The organism is Rhodococcus artemisiae (genome assembly GCF_036327795.1).
In the GTDB taxonomy this organism is placed as follows: Bacteria; Actinomycetota; Actinomycetes; order Mycobacteriales; family Mycobacteriaceae; genus Rhodococcus; species Rhodococcus artemisiae.
In genome coordinates this window covers 349,487-370,876 of sequence record NZ_JAUTXY010000002.1, presented here as the reverse complement: position 1 = coordinate 370,876, position 21,390 = coordinate 349,487, and the positions used below count along the sequence as shown (strand labels likewise).

The following is a 21,390-nucleotide window of genomic DNA, read 5'->3' as shown; positions in this document are numbered from 1 at the left end:
GAAGTCCGACCCGCAAATCGCCCCTCGTCAGGTGTGACTGCAGTTACAGTTATCTGACTACACACCATGTCAGATTGAACCGTGGAGTTCACGTGACCAAGACGCTGGCACCCGCACCCGCCGGGCTCACAGCGGTCCCCGGCGACAAGGGACTGCCGTACGTCGGGTACGCCCTCGACTACATGCGCAATCCGCTGAAGGCCTACGACAAACGCTACCGCGAGCACGGACCGGTGTCGTGGTTCCGCTTCGCTGGAAACCCGTGGGTGGTGCTCCTCGGGCCCGACGCGTGCGGCGCCGCGCTGCAGAACCGCGACCGCGCACTCGTCAACGGCGCCGGGTGGCGTGTCCTCATCGGACCGTTCTTCGACCGCGGCCTGATGCTGCTCGACGGCGACGAACACACCGCTCACCGGCGGATCATGTCGCAGGCCTTCACCCGCGACCGCATCACCCGATACACCGAGTCCATGCACCCGGCGATCGAGAAGACCCTCGACACCTGGACACCCCGAGAAGACTTCCGCGCCTACCCCGCCATCAAGGAACTCACCCTGGGACTCGCCACCTCGATCTTCATGGGTGGAGCCGAAGGGTCCTCGGCGCACGAGATGGACCAGGTCAACAAGGCATTCATCGGGTGCGTCCAGGCGTCGACGGCCATTGTGCGCTACCCATTGCCCGGCACCCGATGGCGACGAGGCGTCCAGGGCCGCGCACGACTCGAGGAGTTCTTCCGCCGCTACCTGCCCGCACGCCGTGCGCACGAAGGCGACGACCTGTTCTCGGTGTTGTGCCACGTCGAATCCGAAGACGGCGAACGATTCTCGGACGACGACGTCGTCAACCACATGATCTTCTCGATGATGGCGGCGCACGACACGTCGACGATCACATTGTCCACCGCCATGCAGTACCTCGGGCAGTTCCCGCACTGGCAGCAGACGTGCCGCGACGAGTCGGAAGCCCTCGGTACGTCGACCCCGTCGTTCGAGCAACTCGATCAGCTCACCACACTCGATCTCGTCATCAAAGAGTGCCAGCGCCTCGTCACCCCGGTGCCCGGACTCGTGCGCCGCGCGGCCGCCGACACCGAGATCCTCGGGCATTTCATTCCGAAGGGCACGCTGATGAACGTCGGCCTGCACTACACCCATCACATGCCCGACCTGTGGCCGGATCCTGAGCACTTCGACCCGGGGCGCTTCTCCGCGGAACGTCGCGAGGACCGCGTGCACAAGTACGCGTGGTCACCATTCGGCGGCGGCGCCCACCGCTGCTTGGGCATGTACTTCTCCGGAGCCGAGGTCAAGACGGTGCTCCACCACCTGCTACTGCGCTACCGCTGGCATGTGCCCGCCGAATACATCGCGCCGATGAACTTCACATCGTTACCTTTCCCGAACGACGGTCAGCCGATCGACCTCCGAGTGCGCTGACACGGCGTAGAACGGAGATATGACGGCGGAGGCGCTCGACGACCACTTCCTCACCGCGACCCGGGCCCTCCGGACGCGAGCCCCCGACCGCAGGATCCACGACGCGCTGATGCTCGAAGTCTTCGACGCGCAACTGCAGTCGCGTCACCTCGACTTCGCGGCTCGCGAGATGCAGCGCCGCGGCGAGGGTTTCTACACGATCGGCTCCGCGGGCCACGAGTCGAACGCCGCGCTCGGGATGCTCACGCGTGTCACCGATCCCGCTCTGCTGCATTACCGTTCGGGTGGATTCTATGCTGCGCGCGCGTCACTGAAGGACGGCACGACGCCGATCCGCGACGTACTCGCCGGGTGCGCCGCGTCGACACTCGATCCGATCTCCGCCGGCCGGCACAAAGTGTTCGGAAATCCCGCATTGAACATCCTGCCGCAGACCTCGACGATCGCGTCGCATCTGCCGCGTTCCGTCGGTCTCGCGCTGGCGCTGGCTCGCATGCAGAAGCTCGCCCTCGACGCCCCCTGGCCGGCGGATTCGGTGGTGGTGTGCAGTTTCGGGGACGCCTCGGCGAATCATTCGACCGCGACCGGAGCAGCGAACGCCGCCGCGTACTGCACGTATCGCGGTCTGCCGGTGCCGCTGCTGCTGGTGTGCGAGGACAATGGTCTCGGAATCAGTGTGCGCAGCCCCGAGGGCTGGCTCGAGCAGTCGCTCTCGCGGTACCCGGGCATCGAGTACCGCGCGGTCGACGGCGCCGACGCGGTCTCCACACTCGTCACCACCGGAGAACTCGTCGAGCAGGTCCGCGCGACACGCTCCCCCGCGATCCTGCATCTGAAGACGGTGCGGTTCCTCGGCCATGCCGGATCGGACGTCGAGAGCGCCTACCGCAGCCGCGACGAGATCACCGCCGACTACGCACGCGACCCGCTGCTCGCGACCGCCGCCGAGCTCGTCGCCCGGGATCTCTTCACCCCCATCGAGATCGTCGAACGCTACGAATCGGTGCGCGCCGAGGTTGCCGAGGTCGCCGACGCACTGCGCTATCCCCCGCGTCTCGCATCCGCAGCACAGGTGATGCGTCCGCTGCACATCCACGGGCGGGGGCACGCGGTCGACGATCCGCACCCGCGGCCGCGGGAGCCGCTCACGCTCGCGCAGGCCGTCAACCGCACTCTCGGACACATCCTGGAGGAGTTCCCGCAGGCGTGCGTGTTCGGTGAGGATGTGGGCGCCAAGGGCGGTGTGTACGGCGTGACGCGCGGAATCCAGGAGCACTTCGGCGCGGTCCGGGTGTTCGATACGTTGCTCGACGAACAGACGATCCTGGGCACGGCGCTGGGGTTCGCGGTGGCGGGGATGCTGCCGATCCCCGAGATCCAGTATCTCGCCTATCTGCACAATGCGGAGGATCAGCTACGTGGCGAGGCGGCGACCCTGAAGTTCTTCTCCAACAGCTGTTTCGGAAATCCGATGGTGGTGCGCATCGCCGGTCTTCCCTATCAGCGCGGATTCGGCGGTCACTTCCACAACGACAATTCCGTCGCGGCACTACGCGACATTCCGGGCCTGGTCCTCGCCGTCCCGTCCGATCCCGCGACGGCGGGCGGCCTGCTGCGCGCGTGCATCTCCCTGGCCCGCACCGAAGATCGCGTGTGTGTGTTCGTCGAACCGATTGCGCTCTACCACCAGCGCGACCTCTACGACGAGGACGACGGACTGTGGCAGCAGTTCCCCGACCCTGCACCGATCGCGCCGGGCACGGTGCGCACGTACGGCGAGGGTGGTGACGTGCTGGTGGTGACGTTCGGCAACGGTGTGCGGATGAGCCTGCGCGCCCTCCGCAGCGCCTCACGGGTCGCGGCGACGGTGCTCGACCTGCAGTGGCTCGCGCCGCTGCCGCTGACCGCGCTCGCCGAGCACGCGATGCGGTTCCCCCGGGTTCTGGTGGTCGACGAGACGCGTCGTAGTGGATCGGTCGCGGAGTCGGTGATCGCGGCGCTCGTCGACGCGAACTATCCGGGACGGATCGCCCGCGTCACGAGCCGCGACAGTTTCGTGCCGCTGGGTCCGGCCGCGGCGCATGTGCTTCTGTCGGAGGACGAGATCGTCGACGCACTGCTCGACTGATCAGGGCTCCTTCGACTTACTCCTCGCGGTGATGAGTACCCGTGGATGCACTGACAGTGACACCCATCACGGACGTCGGTGGTCCGTAATGGGTGTCAGAGATCTGTTCGATGTCAGATCATTCGGCGGCGGGAGATCAGACCTGCACGGACGCCAGTGCGTCGTTGAGGGTCTTGCTCGGCCGCATCACAGAGTCTGCCTTCTCGCGGTCCAGCTGGTAGTAACCACCGATGTCGACCGGGGAGCCCTGCACCTCGATGAGCTCGCGCACGATGGTGTCCTCGTTCTCGGCCAAGGTCTGGGCGAGCGGAGCGAAGCGCTCCGCGAGCTCCTTGTCCTCGGTCTGCGCAGCGAGTTCCTGCGCCCAGTACAGCGCGAGGTAGTACTGGCTGCCGCGGTTGTCGAGCTCGCCGGTCTTGCGGGACGGGTTCTTGTTCTCGTCCAGCAGCTTGCCGGTTGCGGCGTCGAGAGCGTCGGCCAGGATCTTCGCGTGCTCGTTGTCGTTCTTGATGCCGAGGTCTTCGAGGCTGACGGCCAGAGCCAGGAACTCACCGAGCGAATCCCAGCGCAGGTGATTCTCTTCGACGAGCTGCTTGACGTGCTTGGGAGCCGAACCGCCTGCGCCCGTCTCGTACATGCCGCCACCGGCCATCAGCGGGACGACGGAGAGCATCTTGGCACTGGTGCCGAGTTCCAGGATCGGGAACAGGTCGGTGAGGTAGTCGCGCAGGATGTTGCCGGTCGCGGCGATGGTGTCCAGTCCGCGGATCACCCGCTCCAGCGTGTACCGCATCGAGCGCACCTGCGACATGATCTGGATGTCGAGGCCCTCGGTGTCGTGATCCTGCAGGTACAGCTCGACCTTCTTGATCAGCTCGTTCTCGTGCGGGCGGTACGGGTCGAGCCAGAACAGGACCGGCATTCCGGAGTTGCGTGCGCGGGTGACCGCGAGCTTGACCCAGTCGCGGATCGGCGCGTCCTTGACGGTGCACATGCGCCAGATGTCGCCTGCCTCGACGTGCTGGGTGAGCAGCACTTCACCGGTGTCGGCGTCGACGAAGTTGGCTTCGCCCTCTTCCGGAATCTCGAAGGTCTTGTCGTGCGAACCGTATTCCTCGGCCTTCTGCGCCATGAGCCCGACGTTGGGGACGGTGCCCATGGTGGTGGGGTCGAACGCACCGTTGGTCTTACAGAAGTTGATGATCTCCTGGTAGATGCGCGCGAACGTGGACTCCGGCATCACTGCCTTGGCGTCCTTGGGTCGCCCGTCGGCGCCGTACATCTTTCCGCCCATGCGGATCATCGCCGGCATCGAGGCGTCGACGATGACGTCGCTGGGCGAATGGAAGTTCGAGATGCCGTTGGCGGAGTCGACCATCGCCAGCTCGGGACGGTGCTCGTGGCACTCGTGCAGGTCCTTGATGATCTCTTCGCGCTGCGTGCTGGGCAGCGTCTCGATCTTGTCGTAGAGGTCGACGAGGCCGTTGTTGACGTTGACTCCCAGTTCGTCGAACAGCGCCTGATGCTTGGCGAAGGCGTCCTTGTAGAAGACCTTCACTGCGTGACCGAAGACGATAGGGTGCGAGACCTTCATCATCGTCGCCTTGACGTGCAAGGAGAACATCACGCCGGTCTTGCGCGCATCCTCCATCTGCGCTTCGTAGAACTCGAGGAGGGCCTTCTTGCTCATGAACATGCTGTCCACGATGTCGCCCTCGCCCAGCGACACCTCGGGCTTGAGAACGATCGTCTCGCCGTTCTCGGTCACGAGTTCCATGCGGATCTTGCGTGCCTTGTCGAGCGTCATCGACTTCTCGCCGTGGTAGAAATCGCCGTGCTGCATGTGCGCGACGTGGCTGCGCGACGCCATCGACCACTCACCCATGCTGTGCGGGTGTTTGCGGGCGTATTCCTTCACCGCGCGGGGTGCACGCCGGTCGGAGTTTCCTTCACGCAGGACCGGGTTGACGGCGCTGCCGAGGATCTTGCCGTAGCGCTCGCGGATGTCGCGCTCTTCGTCGGTCTTGGGGTCGTCCGGGAAATCCGGAATCGCGTATCCCTTGCCCTGCAGCTCCTTGATCGCGGCGAGGAGCTGCGGCACGGAGGCGCTGATGTTGGGCAGTTTGATGATGTTGGTTTCAGGCAGCTGCGTCAGACGTCCCAGCTCGGCAAGGGTGTCCGGAACGCGCTGCTCCTCGGTGAGGCGGTCGGGGAACGCGGCCAGGATCCGCGCCGACACCGAAATGTCGCTCGACTCGACCTCGATGCCCGCGGCGCCGGCGAAGGTACGCACGATGGGCAGGAAGGCGTGCGTCGCGAGTAGCGGCGCCTCGTCTGTCAACGTGTAGATGATTTTCGGTTTATCGGCGCTCATGGCGGTTCTCCCACGTCGTATCGGTCCGATTCCGAACAGCACCGGGTGTGGCCACCGGAATCGCGTCGCGTCTCAGGTTACGTGCGACACAACGATGATATTCAAGTGCCGTGTGCGTGGGTGAAGGCCGTCTGTGCTCCCGTGCACCGGGCGCCGGATCAGCAGGAAGCGAGGACCCGGGACATCGCCTCGTGCTCGGCGGGCGTCACCCACAACTGGTAGACGGTTTTGACCTCGACCTGCTGCGCCACATAGTCGCAGTGGTACGCGGCGTTGGGCGGAAGCCACTGCGCGGCGTCGGAGTCGCCCTTCGACTGGTTGGTGGGCCCGTCGACGGCGATCAGATTGCGAGGATCGTTCGCCAGATTCTTGCGCTGCTGCTCGTCGAGTTGCTGCGCGCCGGTCTTCCACGCGTTGGACAGAGCGACGACGTGGTCGATCTGCACCTGCGACGACGTGGCAGTGCCACGCCGGAAGAAGATCTCGTTACCGGTGTACGGGTCGTGGAGCGTGCCCGTGCGCACGGTGCAATCCTTGGTGGCAGGTTCGAGGGAGATATGCACGAGGTCGCGTTTGAGGATGTCGTTACGCGTGTCGCAGCCGTTCTTGCCGAACTCGACGGTGACGCTGTCGGTCCACGCGGAGCCGAACTCCTCCCGTTCGTAGCCGCTCTGCGATGCGGCGTCGCGCACCGGAAGCGCCGCGAGCGCCTGTAGTGCCGCCGAGCCGCTGTAGGTCGACGACGGCCCGGCGTCACCCGACGAGGTGGCGGCATCGGACGAGTCGGAGTCGTACGGCTCGAGAAGAACCATGGCCACGGAGACCACGACGAAACACAGCAACCAGAGCCATCGAGGGATCGATGACTTCTTCTTACCTGCCATGGACTACTGGGCCAGCGGCGGCATCTTGACGACCTGGCCTGCAAAGGACAGGCCGGCGCCGAAGGCGAGCAGCAGCGCGGTGGCGCCCGGCTCGACCTGGCCGGTGCGCAGCATCTTCTCCATGGCGAGCGGGATGGACGCCGCGGAGGTGTTGCCGGTCTCGATGATGTCGTCGGCGACCGCGACGGAGTCGGGCAGCTCGAGCTGACGGACGATGACGTCGTTGATCCGCAGGTTCGCCTGGTGCGGCACGAACGCATCGAGATCTTCGAGAGCGACACCGGCCTTGTCGGCGACCTGACGCACGTACTTGCTCATCTCGAAGGCGGCCCAGCGGAACACCGCGGTGCCCTCCATGATGATCCACGGCCGCGGCTGGGTGGGGTTCTGTGCGAAGTCGACCCAGTCGGGTTCCTGCCGGATCGCGTTGCCCTGGGAACCGTCGGATCCCCACACGGTGGGGCCGATGCCCACTTCGTCGGACGCGCCCACGACCACGGCGCCCGCACCGTCACCGAAGATGAATCGCACGGAGCGGTCGGTGGGGTTGGTGGCGTCGCTCATCCGCTCGACGCCGACGACGAGCACGTTGGTCGCGGATCCGGCGCGGACGAGGTCGGATGCGACACCCAGCGCGTAGCAGAAGCCTGCACAGCCGGCCTGGATATCGAGCGCAGCGGCACCGTCGGTGCCGATCTTGTCGGCGACGAGCGCCGCGGCCTGCGGGGTCTGGAAGCCGTAGGTGGAGCAGGCGACGATCACGGTGTCGATCTGCGCGCCGGTCAGCTTCGCCGCTTCGAGGGCTTTCTCGGAGGCGCTGATCGACATCTCGACGATCGATTCCTCGGGGTGGGCCTTCGCGAATCGGCGCTCCTTGATACCGGAACGCGACTGGATCCACTCGTCGCTCGAGTCGATCTGCAAGCAGATCTCCTCATTCGTGACGACGCGCTCGGGGCGGTGAACACCCAGCCCGAGCAGCACGCTGTTCCGCAACGGCGCAGGAGCGGCGATCTGTGCACCCATCCGGAAAACTCCTCTACATCATCGTGGCGCTACTGTCCTAGCATCGCCGTCCGGACACGGTATCGCGGGTCGAAAACATCTTCTGCGACACCCCTGATAGAACTCGTTCCAGGAACGATAATCGACGATCGTAGGCGGGGACCCGGCATGGGCGGTAGCCGCTGTCATGACGAATACGCAGGCGCATGCCCTAGATATGCACGTGTCGACGCGTCCGGAGAACGGCAAGAGCCGCGATCGACACCGCACCGAGAAGTGTGATGCAGGCAGCCGTGAGCACGGCATTGGTCCAGCCACCCGTGATGTCGCCGCCGGTATTGGCCGCGATCACAGCGAACAGAGTGATGCCGCACGCGGCGCCGAGATAACGGGCCGTGTTGTTGGCTCCACTCGCCATGGCTGCGTGGTCGGGCGGGGCACCGGCAACCGCTTCACGCCCCAGGATCGCATTGAGAAGTCCGGTCGTGATCCCGGTCAGCGACATCGGCACGAGTAGCTGCACCGTCGAATCGGCGCCGATGGCCGTGATCATGCCGGCAGCCGTCAGCGCCAGAAGCGCTGCGATGGGTAGCGGACCTCGAAGGGGCAAGGGCAGCCAGCGCAGGGCCAACGAGGCACTCATGCTCGTCACCGCCCAGACCAGGGGCGGGACGCTCGCCATCCGTAACGAGTCGCCGAATCCGGCCTGTGCCACCGTCGGCAGGAACGACGCCATGCCGATCATCCCGACGCCCAGCGTGAGGGCTCCGAATGTGGTGGCGAGAAAGCTCGGATGCCGCAGGAGATCAGGATCGACCAAAGGGTGCTCGGCCCGCCGCTCGACAGCCCACAGCGCGACGAAGATCATCAGCGCCAGCACGATCAGCACGGCGGCCACCACCCCCACCCCGTCACGTACCTGCGTCAGCGCCGACACCAGCAACACCATCCCGGCGATGAGCAGAGCCAGTCCACCGACGTCGATCCGACGTGCAACGCCGGCCCGAGTCTCCGGGACCCCACGCAGCGTGGGCACAAGCAGGAGAGTTCCGACCACGGCAACGGCAACGTAGTTCTCACGCCACCCGGTACCGACATCGAGGGCCATGGCCAGCAGCGAACCGCCGGCAACCCCGCCGCCGACGCAGGCGCCCCATACGGCCGTGGCATGGACGCGTTCGCGTCCGGAAGGATAGGAATGAGCGAGGATCGCCAAACCGCACGCCAGGACCGCCGCCCCTCCCGCTCCTTGCAGAACGCGGGCGCCGACGAGTATCCACGGATCCCATGCCACCGCACACGCGAACGCCCCGGCCACTACGGCGAGCAAGCCCCCGACGTACACCCGGCGACGCCCGACCCGATCGCCCAGGAGTCCGCCGGCAAGAAGCGCTCCGGCAAGCCCGATACTCATGGCGCTGAGAATCCATGCGCCCGAGACCGTCCCGGCACCGAGATCCTCCGATGTGGGTGCGAGTGTGGCCATCGGCGTCACATAGGTCACGAGAACCAGCGCCGTGCCTGCGGCCACCGGAAGCAAGGCCCCACGAGACGCATTTGGTTTGAAAATCAAACTCATGAAGGTAAGGTAGCACCTACGATGACAACTGTTCCTCTGAGCCGACTCCCCGGCCGCCCGTGCCCGATCGCGGCATCACTCGAACTCGTGGGGGAGCGCTGGGCTCTTCTCGTCGTGCGCGAGATCGCCATGGGCAGCACCCGCTTCTCCGACATCGTGCGGGGGACGGGTGCGCCGCGCGATCGAATCGCCGCACGACTCAAGGCACTCGAAGCCGCCGGGGTCGTCCGGTGCGAGACGAGCCCTGGGGGCCGTCGGCATACCTACGGCTTGACCGAGTCGGGGGCCGATCTCATCCCGGCCCTCAATGCCCTGCTGGCGTGGGGCGATCGCCATGCCGTCGCTGCCGACGACCCCAAGCGCCCAGCACGGTACCGGAAGCTGATCAAACCGGACGCGGACGCATGACCACAGGGTCGACGACCCGCCACTTCTGATCGGTCGGCGGAGTGATCACCTACGGCAGGAGGGCCGACACCTGCGCTCTGATGTTCTTCACGATCTCATCGACACTGCGATCCTTGTCGACAGTGGCCGCCATCGCCAGAAACATGATTGCCGAGACGACGTGCGCGAGGGTTGCAGCGGCGGCTTCTCCGACTCGTTCGCTTCGGCGCAGCACCGCCGCGACAGCCTCCTCCGTACGGACGACGATGGCGAGCGCTTCGGCATGGTGAGGTTCTTCGGGGTTGCCGAAGACCATTTCCCGCAGATAGGTGCGCCCGTTGTCGACCTGGGTGCGGTTACACCTCACGATCGGTTCGATGATCGCCATCACTGCGTCGAGCACGTCGGAGACGGTCTCGGCATCGCTGCGACCTCGCTCCAGTGCGTCGCTGTAGTTCGCATTCTGCACGAGCAGGAGCAACTCACCCTTGGTCTTGGCGTACAGGAACACAGTCCCGGTGCCGACATCGGCCTTCTCGGCGATCTGCTGGGTCGTGACCTCGTCGACGCCGCGCTCGGCGAAGAGTTCGGTGGCCGCAGCGGTGATGCGGTCGAGTTTCTGCTGCTTGTTCCGTTCGCGCCGTCCTACAGGCTCAGGAACGAATGACATGACACATATCCTTCGGGAACAAATCATGACTGCACTCAGTTATGAGTATAGTCAGTATCGATTGGGGTTCAGATGTCTCACGTGATGTTCCCACGAGACGTCGCATCCGCTCCGAACCGATGATCACCACTCTCCAAGGAGTCCGTCTCATGATTTCGCCCTCGCTCTGGCAACCGTTCACCCTCGGCCGCGTCGAGCTCCCTCACCGGCTCGCTCTGGCACCGATGACCCGCAACCGGGCGAATCCGGACGGCTCCCCGGGACCGCTGGCCGCGACCTACTACAGTCAGCGGGCCTCACTCGGACTGGTCATCTCCGAGGGCACCCAACCGTCGGCGGACGGGCAGGGTTATCCGAACACCCCCGGGATCTACACCCCCGCACACGTCGACGGTTGGCGAGAGGTCGCGGACGCAGTTCACGCCGCAGGCGGGGCACTGTACATCCAGCTGATGCATGTCGGCCGGATGTCTCACCCGGACAATACCGCTCACCACCGTCGGCCCGTCGCACCGTCGGCAGTCTCTGCCGAGCAGGACATGTTCACCGCCACCGGCCCGCAGAAGACCCCTGTGCCGCGGGAGATGACTGCTACCGACATCGAGGCCACGATTGCCGACTTCCGTCACGCCGCTGCATCCGCGATCGACGCCGGCGCCGACGGCGTGGAGATCCACGGTGCGAACGGGTATCTGCTGCACCAGTTCCTCTCCCCGAACGCGAACCGCCGCACCGATCGGTACGGCGGCTCCATGGAGAACCGGTCCCGCTTCGTGATCGAAATCGCTGCGGCGGTGGCCGAGGAGATCGGCGCCGACAGAGTGGGCATCCGCCTCTCCCCTGCGATGCCGCTCGGCGGAATCGATGAGGGTGACATCGACAGCGTGCGCACCCAATACCGGTACCTCGTCGGGGAACTCGCGGCGCTGAATCTCGCCTACCTTCATATCCACCATGTCGGTGACGACGACTTGCTCCGATCACTACGTGACCTGTGGCCGACCGCAATACTCGTGGTGCGATACGGACGCACACGTGAGCAGATCGCCGACGACATCGACGCCGGCCTGGCCGACATTGCGCCGCTGGGACAGTTCGCGCTCGCCAACCCCGACATCGTCGAGCGCCTGCACACCGACGCCCCGCTCAACGATGTGGACCCCGCCACCGTCTACGGCGGCGGCGAAGCCGGGTACACCGACTACCCGACACTCACACGCAACTGACCCCGCATCCACCACGACAGGAAATATCGGACATGCCCTCACTCAACGGATCCGTCGTCCTCGTCACCGGAGCGAACGGCGGCATCGGCACACATTTCGTCCACGAAGCCCTTGCTCGCGGCGCAACGAAGGTCTACGCGAGCGCCCGTAACCCCCGTGAGTGGAACGACGAACGAATCGTCCCTCTCACCCTCGATGTCACCGACTCCGCATCCATCCGGGCTGCAGCCGCTGCCGCACCGGACGTGACCGTGCTCATCAACAACGCGGGTACGTCTAGTTCCAGCGCAGACATCCTCACCCATTCCGACGAGGAGATCCGCACCAACGTCGAGACGAACTTCCTCGGTCCCCTCTTCCTCGCCCGCGCCTTCGCCCCCATCCTCTCCGCGAAGAACGAATCGGTGATCATCAATATCCACTCGCTTCTGAGCTGGTATGCCGTCGCCGGCATATACAGCGCCACCAAGGCAGCCTTGTGGTCGGCCACCAACTCCCTGCGCCTCGAACTCTCGCCCGAGGGCGTCCACGTCGTCGGCGTGCACGTCGGCTGGGTCGACACACCCATGGCCGCGCACTCCACAGACCCCAAGACACAGCCCGCAGACCTGGTGCGCGCCGTGTTCGGCGCCGTCGAAACCGGCGAGTACGAAGTCCTCGCCGACGACGCCACCGTCCAGGTCAAAGCGGGACTTAGCGCACCGATCGGAGTGCTCTATCCACAGCTCGGGGCTGCAGCACCGCAGTAGCCGACCGGAGGCGTCGCGGCCCACTCGCTCGCTGCACCTCCACCGCCTTCCCGTCGTCGCAGAAGGAGCCACCATGAGAGCGTTCGCCGTCACCGAATACAATGGTCCACTGCAAGAACTCGATGTCCCCGAGCCGACTGTCGGCGACCGCGACGTTCTGATACGAGTGGACGCGGCCGGTATCAACCAACTCGACGAGAAGATCCGCACCGGCGAGTTCGAACAGATCCTGCCGTACACATTGCCGTTGGTACTCGGCAACGATCTCGCCGGCGTCGTCATCGAGGTCGGCGCGAAGGTGATCTCGTTCAAGCCCGGTGATGAGGTCTACGCCAGACCCGACAAGACTCGCATCGGGACGTTCGCCGAACGCATCGCAGTCTCGGAAACAGACCTCGCTCCCAAGCCGACATCGATCAGCATGGAAGAAGCAGCTTCTCTCCCATTGGTGGCGTTGACTGCGTGGCAAGCACTCGTCGAGCGCGGTAACGTGCGGCCCGGACAGAAGGTCCTGATCCATGCCGGCGCCGGCGGCGTCGGATCGATCGCGATCCAGCTCGCCAAGCACCTCGGCGCGACGGTGGCAACCACGGCCAGTGCCTCCAATGCGGACTTCGTTCGCCAACTCGGCGCCGACCTCGTCATCGACTATCGCACCCAAGACTTCGAACAAGTCCTGCACGATTATGACCTGGTACTCGACAGCCTCGGCGGCGAAAACCTGGAAAAGTCCCTGCGCGTACTGCGGCGCGGAGGTAGAGCGATCGGGATCTCCGGGCCCCCGGATCCGGCCTTCGCGCGCGAGAACGGACTCAATCCGCTGCTTCGCCTGGCGATCACCGGACTCAGTGCGGGAATCCGACGTCGCGCCCGGAAACTGGGCGTCCGCTACGAATTCCTCTTCATGCGTGCCGACGGTGACCAGCTCCGCAAGATCGGACAACTCGTCGACGACGGCGTGCTGCGTCCCGTGGTCGGACAACTCTTCCCGTTCGACGAGACACCCCAAGGCCTCCAGGCACTGAGCAAGGGCGGCATCCGGGGCAAGGCTGTCATCAGCAACACCCGGAACAACGAATATACAACCGACACAAGGATATCAGAATGAATACCGGCAACGACGCGGTCGTGACGTCGTATGCGAAGGCTTCGACCCTCACCATCACGGCCGGCGACGTCACCTACGCGTACCGCGAACTCGGACCGAAGGGCGGTATCCCCGTCGTCTTCTTCGTCCATCTCGCCGCGAACCTCGACAACTGGGACCCACGGATCGTCGACCCCATTGCGAAAGAGCGCCACGTCATCGCGTTCGGCAACCGTGGCGTCGGCGCCTCCACCGGTACAGTTCCTGACACCATCGAGACAATGGCCGCGGACGCCGCGACCTTCATCACCGCTCTGGGCCTGGAAGAGGTGGACATCTTCTCCTTCTCCCTCGGCGGAATGATCGCCCAGGAACTCGTAATCCGGCATCCCGAGCTCGTCCGTCGGCTCATCCTCACAGGCACCGGCCCCGCAGGAGGTAAGGGCATCGACAAGGTCGCCCGCACAACCTATTACGACATGCTGCGGGCTACCCTGACCCGTTCCGACCCGAAGGAATTCCTCTTCTTCAACCGCAACAGCACCGGCAAACGTGCCGCCCGCGCATTCGTCGAACGACTCGAAGAACGCACTGCCGACCGAGATACATCGGTCTCTGTCAAGGCATTCCGGGCACAGCTCGAAGCGATCAAACGCTGGGGACGCTCCACCCCGGCAGATCTGTCGACGATCAGCCAACCCACCCTGATCGCCAACGGAGATCACGACCGCATGGTTCCGTCGAACCTCTCCGAGGACCTGCACCGCCGAATACCCGGAAGCGAGCTCGTCATCTACCCCGATTCCGGTCACGGCGGCATATTCCAGTACCACGACACGTTCGCCCCCGCTTTCGTCGAGTTCCTCACACGCTGACGAGCGAAACCACCACGGGCCGAGCATATCCGGTGCACACAACCGACAGGAACAGCAGATGACAGTCGATCAGGTCCTCGCTCGATGGAGCGAGGAGGAGAAAATGGTGCGCGCGAAGCTGAGTGCTCCCGATGCCGAGCCCACGATGGATGTCACCGACCTCTCCGGCATGGAGATCTTCGAGGCGATCTTTGCGGGAAGGCTGCCTCCCGCACCGATCGGCGACACACTCGATTTCATACCGATCCAGATGAGCCCGGGCACCGCGGTCTTCCAGGGCCGACCACAACACCGGCACTACAACCCGATGGGCATCGTGCACGGCGGATGGTTCGCCACAATGCTCGACTCTGCCGTGGGCTGCGCTGTTCATTCGACTTTGCCTGCAGGAAAAGGATTTACGACCCTCGAACTCAAAGTGAACATGGTCCGCGCCCTCAATGATCGGGTGCCGCTGGTACGCGCCGAAGGCACGGTGCTCCACGCGGGCCGTCAGATCGCCACCGCGGAGGGTCGCATTGTCGGCGCGGACGGCAAGTTGTATGCGCACGCCACCACGACGTGCTTGATCTTCGACACCCCACCGAGCAGCCACGACGAGGTTCGCGACGGCGCGTGACGCCACTCCACATCGACCGACCGGCATCCGGAGAGAGACACATGACTACCGACACTCACATCACCGCCCCGACTCGCTTCGTCGAAGCCGATGGCATCCGCTACGCATATCGGCGTTTCGGCGCTGGCACAGGCACACCCCTGGTCTTCCTGCAGCATTTTCGCGGTGGACTCGATCATTGGGATCCGTCGGTAATCGACGGACTTGCCGCCGGGCGGCCGGTGATACTGTTCGACAATGCGGGCGTGGCCAGTTCCAGCGGCGAAACACCCGACACAGTGGAAGCGATGGCCGACCATGTCGCCACCTTCGTGAATGCTCTGGGATTGACTCAGGTGGATGTCCTCGGTTTCTCCATCGGCGGGTTCGTCGCGCAGGCCTTCACCTTGCGTCATCCACACCTGGTGCGGAGGCTGGTGCTGGTGGGCACTGGACCGCGGAACGGGGAACCGCTGTCCGACCGACGGGTACTTCAAGTGGCGAGCAACCCCGTTCCCACGCTCGATGACTTCCTGTTCCTGTTCTTCGCCCCGTCCGAGACAGGTCGAGCAGCCGGGAAGGCATTCTGGGAACGTCGCCATCAGCGCACCGATCAAGACCCACCGTCCTCGCTCCAGTCTGCGCAAGCCCAAACCGCTGCACTCCTCGAATGGCACCAGCCGCGTGGCGAACGCTATGCGGAGCTGAGAACCATCGATCAGCCGACCCTGGTGGTGAACGGCAATGATGACGTGATGGTGCCGACCGTCAACTCCTTCACCTTGTCACAACATATTCCGAACGCACAGCTGATCATCTATCCCGATTCCGGACACGGTTCGCAGTTCCAGTACCCCGAACTGTTCGTGACTCACACTCGGCTCTTCCTGGAAGGCGACCAGCGACCCCTCTAGGCATACGACCGGCACATGCGCGGAGGCCGAGCCTCGGGGTTCGCACAGCATTAGTTCGCACAGCATTACTGTGCCGATATGGACGCACACGAGTGGAACGACAAGTATCGGGCTGCCGAACTGGTGTGGGGGGCACCGCCGAACCCCGTCGTCGTCGAGTTCGCCACCGCCCTCCCACACGGGCGTGCACTCGACCTCGGGTGCGGCGAGGGGCGGCATTCCCTCTGGCTCGCAACCCGGGGTTGGGAAGTAGTAGGTACGGACTTCTCCGAAGTGGCCCTCGACAAGGCCCGGCAGGTCGCGGCGCAGGCACCGAGGCGGTCGCGTGACCGCTTGCAGTACGTGCGGTCGGATGTGACGCGGGACGCATTCGACGGCCCTTATGATCTGATCCTCGCCGTATTCCTACACTTCCCTCCGACACAGCGCGCAGCACTGATCGACAATGCGATCAATTCGCTCGAACCTGAAGGAATCCTCATATTTCTGGGGCATGACAGGACAAACATCGGGGAAGGAGTCGGAGGACCGCAGGAAAGCGAAATCCTTTACACGCCAACAGATATAGTCGAGGAAATCGACGGAAGGCTGGAAATCCAGGTCGCGGAACGGAGATACCGGGAAACAGTTTCCGGAACTGCCATCGACGCACTCGTCGTTGCCCGTAAAATCGGCCTTGGCAGTTAGTTACCTGACGAGTAACATAGAGATGTTACCGACGAGTAATAAACTTGGGCGGTACTAGGAAGACACCGGACCGCACTGGGAGACAGAGCACAGACATGGGCCATTACAAGAGCAACCTCCGCGACCTCGAGTTCAACCTCTTCGAGTTCCTGAAGATTCAGAAGGTCCTCGAAGCCGGCAAGTTCGGCGACCTCGACGAAGAGACCGCACGCGGCATCCTCTCCGAAGTCAAGGCCCTCGCAGAGGGTCCGGCAGCCGAGGGCTTCGCCGACGCCGACCGCAACCCCCCGGTCTTCGATCCCGAGACTCACTCCGTGACGCTCCCGGAGCCGTTCAAGAAGTCCTTCCGTGCCTGGTGGGACGCCGGATACTGGTCCATGGGCATCCCCGAGGAGATCGGCGGCACCGAGTCGCCGCGCAGCCTCCTGTGGGCAGTCAACGAGATGATGCTCGGCGCACAGCCCGCAGCCTTCATGTACGCGGCAGGCCCGGCGTTCGCCGGCGTGCTCTTCGAGAACGGCACCGACGAGCAGAAGAAGTGGGCCGCCACCTGCGTCGAGCGCGGCTGGGGCGCCACCATGGTCCTCACCGAGCCCGATGCCGGCTCCGACGTGGGCGCCGGCCGCACCAAGGCCATCAAGCAGGACGACGGCTCCTGGCACATCGAGGGCGTCAAGCGGTTCATCACCTCGGCCGACTCCGACGATCTGTTCGAGAACATCTTCCATCTCGTGCTCGCGCGCCCCGAAGGCGCCGGGCCGGGCACCAAGGGCCTGTCGCTGTTCTTCGTCCCGAAGACCCACTTCGATTTCGAGAAGAACGAGATGGGCGAGCGCAACGGTGTGTTCGTCACCAATGTCGAGCACAAGATGGGCATCAAGGCCTCCGCGACCTGCGAGGTCACCTTCGGTGGCCACGGCGTTCCCGCCCAGGGCTGGCTCGTCGGTGAGGTCCACAACGGCATCGCGCAGATGTTCGACGTCATCGAGCACGCTCGCATGATGGTGGGCACCAAGGCGATCGCGACGCTGTCCACGGGCTACCTCAACGCCCTCGACTACGCCAAGGAACGCATCCAGGGCGCCGACCTGACCCAGATGTCCGACAAGGCCGCCCCGCGCGTGTCGATCATGCACCACCCGGACGTCCGCCGATCGCTCGCGATGCAGAAGGCCTACTCCGAAGGCCTGCGCGCCGTGTACCTCTACACCGCTGCGCACCAGGACGACGTCGTCGCCGAGCAGGTCTCGGGCGCCGACGCCGAGCTTGCGCACCGCATCAACGACCTGCTCCTGCCGGTCGTCAAGGGCTGCGGCTCCGAGCGTGCCTACCAGTACCTGACCGATTCGCTGCAGACCTTCGGTGGTTCGGGCTTCCTGCAGGACTACCCGATCGAGCAGTACATCCGCGACGCGAAGATCGATTCCCTGTACGAAGGCACCACCGCGATCCAGGCGCAGGACTTCTTCTTCCGCAAGATCGCCCGCGACCGCGGGGTCGCCCTCGCACACGTCGCAGGACAGGTCAAGAAGTTCCTCGAATCCGACACCGCCGACCAGCGCCTCAAGCCGGAGCGTGCGCTGCTGGCCACTGCCCTCGAGGACGCACAGACCATGGTCGCGACCCTCACCCAGTTCCTCATGGGTGCGCAGGAACAGCCCACCGAGCTGTACAAGGTCGGTCTCGGTTCCGTCCGCTTCCTCGAGTCGTTCGGCGACCTGCTCATCGGCTGGCTGCTCCTCGAGCACGCCGAGATCGCACTGGCCGCGCTCGACGCGAACCCGGATGCGAAGGACAAGGCGTTCTACGAGGGCAAGGTCGCAGCGGCGTCCTTCTTCGCGAAGAACGTGCTGCCCACCCTGACCACGTCGCGGGGCATCATCACCGACGTCGATCTCGACATCATGGAGCTCGACGAAGCCGCGTTCTGATGACTGCGTAGAAGACCCGAATGACTGTGTAGAACACGACAGTGGCTCCCGCCCAGATCGGCGGAAGCCACTGTCGTCGTGTAGGGATCAGTGTTGCCCGTTCACGACGCGGATCTTGTTCGGACGCAACGAATACCGTTCGAGCATGGCTGAACTCGAGGAATCCTTCGCGGCCGTTGTAGTGGCCCATACCGGACGCACCGACACCACCGAACGGTGCGTCGAGCAAGCCGGCGTGCATCAGTACCTCGTTGATCGTGACCCCACCGGCAGGACTCGTCCGTTGCGCCCGGTTACTCGTCCTCGACGCCGGGGAAGTCCGGCACGAAGTCGCCCGGTGACGGACGGGCAGCAGCGGGTTCCTCGGTTTCCGGTGCCGCCGGTGCTTCGGACTCCGTTTGCGCCGGTGCTGCACCATCGCCCGACTCGGGTGATGTGCCGCCTTCCGGCCGACCCCCGCCCGCGGTCGGTTCGTCGTCGCTGGGCTCCGGTTCGGGGCTCACACACTTGACGACGGGCACCGGGTCGTAGCGGACGGTGCGGGTCTTGTTCGAGATCTGCGCGCCTGTGTTCACGTCGGTGACGATGCGGGTGTCGGTGACGGTGAAGCCCTGCGCACCACTGGATGGGATGCAGGAGCCGCCCGCTGGCAACGTGATGGTGTTCGGCGACGTGTAGTTGGTGCGGTCGCCGGTGATGGACTGCACGTCGACCGTCTTGGTGCCCCACAGGCGCACCGTGATGTCGGAGTCCGTCCCGATCGTCTGGATCAGCACACCGGTCGTCTCCGACGGGTTGCGGAACGCCAGATCGATCGCGCCCTCGTAGACCGTTGCCTCACGCGCGGCCGGGTAGCGAGAGATGTAGTAGCTGTGCTCGGTGTGGTCGACGTCCTCCATACCCGCGAAGTACGACGCGTTGTACAGGGTGGTCGCAAGCTGGCTGATACCGCCGCCGACAGCCTTACCCGGACGACCTGCCTCGATGATGCCGGACTCGACGTAGCCCTGTGCTGCACCGCGCGGACCCGTGTATCCGTTGAGCGAGAACGTCTCACCCGGCTTCACCAGCGCACCGTTGATCTCGGAAGCAGCGAGCCGGATGTTCACACCTGAGGCGTATTCGAATCCACCGGAGCTGAACTCACCGATCACCTCGTTGATCCCGAGCTCCTCCGCGGCCTCCGTCGTCAGTTCCGGATCGGCCGTCTCGTAGACGGCCTCGATGGACCGTCCGTCCTCGGTCGCAAGCAATTGCGGCAGCGACTCGAGGGTCTTCTCCCAATCGACGAGATTGCCCTCCGTGCCGGGTACGACCGAGGGACGACCGCCGTCGAGGACGATCTGCGCGTCCTTCGGTTCCGTCTCCGTCGCCGCGAGCTGCGGCGCGAGGATCCCGATGGCGGCCTCGGGGTGGTACTGCGGATCGAGTCCACCCGAGCCGTCGGGTGCGAACGAGAGCACGGCGCCGATGTCCTGGCGCGGCAGCGTCGCGACCGTGCCGTCGTGGCCGGTGATCACGAGGTCCGACGCCACCGCAGGCACCGCGATCTCGGCGAGCGCACGATCGAGGCCCTCACGGGTGACGGTGACCTCCACACTCTCGACCGGCAGCGACACATCACCGAAAGGCCAGCGCTCGGCGAAGACATCCGACGCTGCCTCCGCGTCGAGACGCTGACCGGGCTGCGGGGTGACGGGGACGGGGACGCCGTCCTCGAACACGATGTTGCCTTCACGCGGCTCGTGGGCCGCGGCGGCGGTCACCAGATCGATCGACGCGGCGAGTGCGGCATCGTCGCGAGTGGATACCACGCCGACCTCGTCATTGCCGAAGAACGACGCGAGCCGGCTGAACGGATTGAGCGGCTGCGACCCGACGCGGTCGAGGGTGGCATCCCAGTCGATGCCCAGGCCGGCCTCCGACGGCACGATCTCGCCGCTGGTATCTCCTGCGATCACCGCGACAGGTGTGTCGAGGCGCGGCCCCAGTTCCTCGCGAAGGATCGCTTCGGCGTCGCCCCGCGACTCGCCGCCGATCTCGATACCAGCGATGGTGACGCCACGCGGCACCTCACCCGAACTCATTGCGAGATCCGCGGCGTAGAGGACTACGAGGACAGCGGCGACACCACCGAGGACGAGCGCAATCGTGCGCTTCGGGATGTTCGACCACGACTTGTCAGGACCCGACGGACCTCCCGGACCATCCCCGGGAGGAGGCGCGACCGGCGGCGGTCCGGCCGGCGGCGGCGTGGCGGACGGAGGTGACGCGGGTGGCATCGCGGTGGTGGCGGCCTGCGCAGGCGGCACCGTGATCTGTGGCACCTGTTCGGTCGGAGCGTCCGACGCGGGCGGATTCTGCTCCGATGGCACTTTCACTACCGGGATGACGGCCGTGGGGGTGTCCGTCTCGGGGGCTTTCTCAGGGGACCCGTCCCCCTCGGTGGGTGCAGCAGGTTCGGTCGGCGCAGCAGGTTCGGTGGGCACCGCACGACGAACGGGTGCCGTGGCTGCCTCGGATTCATCCGAGTCCCTCACCTCCGGTGTCGCAGCGGCAGCTTCCTGCCCTGCGACAGCATCGCCCTCCGCCGCAGTATCGGCCGAGGGAGCCGCCTGCGATTGTGGTTCGGTCGGGAGAACGTCGTCGTGTGTAGCCTCGGGCTCGTTCGTCCCGTTGTTGCCGCTCACCGATGTCCCTTCAGACGGGGCACGCTCGTCGTATATTGCGCGCCGGATACCGGTTCTCCAGGGTAACGCCCGGACTTGAACGGTCTACGGGCGGAATACGCAAAGACCCTGCTGGGCTACCAGGTCGGGGGTCAGGTAGCCCAGCAGGGTCGTCTGTTCTATCGCCG

Annotated in this window: 17 protein-coding genes and 1 pseudogene; 11 read left to right on the top strand and 7 right to left on the bottom strand. The window is 65.1% G+C overall.

The genetic code is table 11. From position 1 onward, the window contains the following. Positions 1–92 precede the first annotated feature (92 nt). Positions 93–1,439 (top strand): cytochrome P450, encoded by a 1,347-nt coding sequence (locus tag Q7514_RS06005; protein ID WP_330132333.1) that lies wholly within the window; start codon positions 93–95, stop codon positions 1,437–1,439. A 19-nt stretch (positions 1,440–1,458) separates the two neighbouring features. Continuing rightward, positions 1,459–3,567 (top strand): thiamine pyrophosphate-dependent enzyme, encoded by a 2,109-nt coding sequence (locus Q7514_RS06000; RefSeq protein ID WP_330132332.1) that lies wholly within the window; start codon positions 1,459–1,461, stop codon positions 3,565–3,567. A gap of 136 nt (positions 3,568–3,703) precedes the next feature. On the opposite strand, the gene Q7514_RS05995 is transcribed toward Q7514_RS06000, so the two are convergent. From Q7514_RS05995 to Q7514_RS05980, 4 genes and pseudogenes are all read right to left on the bottom strand, one after another. Then, positions 3,704–5,941 carry an NADP-dependent isocitrate dehydrogenase gene (locus Q7514_RS05995; RefSeq protein WP_330132331.1) on the bottom strand — a complete coding sequence of 746 codons (2,238 nt, stop codon included), beginning with the start codon at positions 5,939–5,941 and terminating at the stop codon, positions 3,704–3,706. Positions 5,942–6,102: 161 nt separating this feature from the next. Beyond that, a pseudogene (locus Q7514_RS05990) lies at positions 6,103–6,825 on the bottom strand (HNH endonuclease family protein); the annotation flags it as partial. 3 nt (positions 6,826–6,828) lie between these two features. Further along, positions 6,829–7,851, bottom strand: a complete 1,023-nt coding sequence (locus Q7514_RS05985; RefSeq protein ID WP_330132329.1) for a beta-ketoacyl-ACP synthase III — start codon at positions 7,849–7,851, stop codon at positions 6,829–6,831. Positions 7,852–8,041: 190 nt separating this feature from the next. Next, positions 8,042–9,409, bottom strand: a complete 1,368-nt coding sequence (locus Q7514_RS05980; protein ID WP_330132328.1) for an MFS transporter — start codon at positions 9,407–9,409, stop codon at positions 8,042–8,044. A gap of 21 nt (positions 9,410–9,430) precedes the next feature. On the opposite strand from Q7514_RS05980, the gene Q7514_RS05975 reads away from it, so the two are divergent. After that, positions 9,431–9,817 (top strand): winged helix-turn-helix transcriptional regulator, encoded by a 387-nt coding sequence (locus Q7514_RS05975; RefSeq protein ID WP_330132327.1) that lies wholly within the window; start codon positions 9,431–9,433, stop codon positions 9,815–9,817. 49 nt (positions 9,818–9,866) lie between these two features. Here the strand turns inward: Q7514_RS05975 and Q7514_RS05970 are convergent, their stop codons facing one another. Then, the gene (locus Q7514_RS05970; RefSeq protein WP_330132326.1) at positions 9,867–10,466 is read right to left on the bottom strand and encodes a TetR/AcrR family transcriptional regulator; all 600 of its coding nucleotides are present in this window, start codon (positions 10,464–10,466) and stop codon (positions 9,867–9,869) included. Between the two features lie 149 nt (positions 10,467–10,615). On the opposite strand from Q7514_RS05970, the gene Q7514_RS05965 reads away from it, so the two are divergent. The 8 genes from Q7514_RS05965 to Q7514_RS05930 all read left to right on the top strand — a co-directional run bounded on the left by Q7514_RS05965 (position 10,616) and on the right by Q7514_RS05930 (position 18,533). Continuing rightward, the gene (locus tag Q7514_RS05965) at positions 10,616–11,692 is read left to right on the top strand and encodes an alkene reductase (RefSeq protein ID WP_330132325.1); all 1,077 of its coding nucleotides are present in this window, start codon (positions 10,616–10,618) and stop codon (positions 11,690–11,692) included. Between the two features lie 32 nt (positions 11,693–11,724). Next, entirely contained in the window at positions 11,725–12,441 is a 717-nt protein-coding gene (locus Q7514_RS05960; RefSeq protein WP_330132324.1) for an SDR family oxidoreductase, read from the top strand. 73 nt (positions 12,442–12,514) lie between these two features. Next, entirely contained in the window at positions 12,515–13,549 is a 1,035-nt protein-coding gene (locus Q7514_RS05955; RefSeq protein ID WP_330132323.1) for an NADP-dependent oxidoreductase, read from the top strand. After that, positions 13,546–14,403, top strand: coding sequence for an alpha/beta fold hydrolase (locus Q7514_RS05950; RefSeq protein ID WP_330132322.1), 858 nt, complete (start codon positions 13,546–13,548; stop codon positions 14,401–14,403). The genes Q7514_RS05955 and Q7514_RS05950 overlap by 4 nt, the downstream gene beginning before the upstream one ends. Before the next feature lie 58 nt (positions 14,404–14,461). After that, positions 14,462–15,022: a PaaI family thioesterase gene (locus Q7514_RS05945; protein WP_330132321.1), complete on the top strand. Its 561-nt coding sequence runs from the start codon at positions 14,462–14,464 to the stop codon at positions 15,020–15,022. A gap of 41 nt (positions 15,023–15,063) precedes the next feature. Next, complete coding sequence (locus tag Q7514_RS05940; RefSeq protein WP_330132320.1) at positions 15,064–15,915, top strand: alpha/beta fold hydrolase; 852 nt, start codon at positions 15,064–15,066, stop codon at positions 15,913–15,915. Between the two features lie 78 nt (positions 15,916–15,993). Continuing rightward, positions 15,994–16,602, top strand: a complete 609-nt coding sequence (locus Q7514_RS05935) for a class I SAM-dependent methyltransferase (RefSeq protein ID WP_330132319.1) — start codon at positions 15,994–15,996, stop codon at positions 16,600–16,602. Positions 16,603–16,697: 95 nt separating this feature from the next. Further along, positions 16,698–18,533 carry an acyl-CoA dehydrogenase gene (locus Q7514_RS05930; protein ID WP_330132318.1) on the top strand — a complete coding sequence of 612 codons (1,836 nt, stop codon included), beginning with the start codon at positions 16,698–16,700 and terminating at the stop codon, positions 18,531–18,533. Here the strand turns inward: Q7514_RS05930 and Q7514_RS33170 are convergent. Further along, on the bottom strand, positions 18,505–18,777 hold the full coding sequence (locus Q7514_RS33170; RefSeq protein ID WP_408016050.1) for a hypothetical protein: 273 nt from the start codon (positions 18,775–18,777) through the stop codon (positions 18,505–18,507). The two genes, Q7514_RS05930 and Q7514_RS33170, sit on opposite strands and share 29 nt — an antisense overlap. Positions 18,778–18,826: 49 nt before the next feature. Then, entirely contained in the window at positions 18,827–21,223 is a 2,397-nt protein-coding gene (locus tag Q7514_RS05920; RefSeq protein ID WP_330132317.1) for a VanW family protein, read from the bottom strand. Positions 21,224–21,390: the final 167 nt, after the last annotated feature.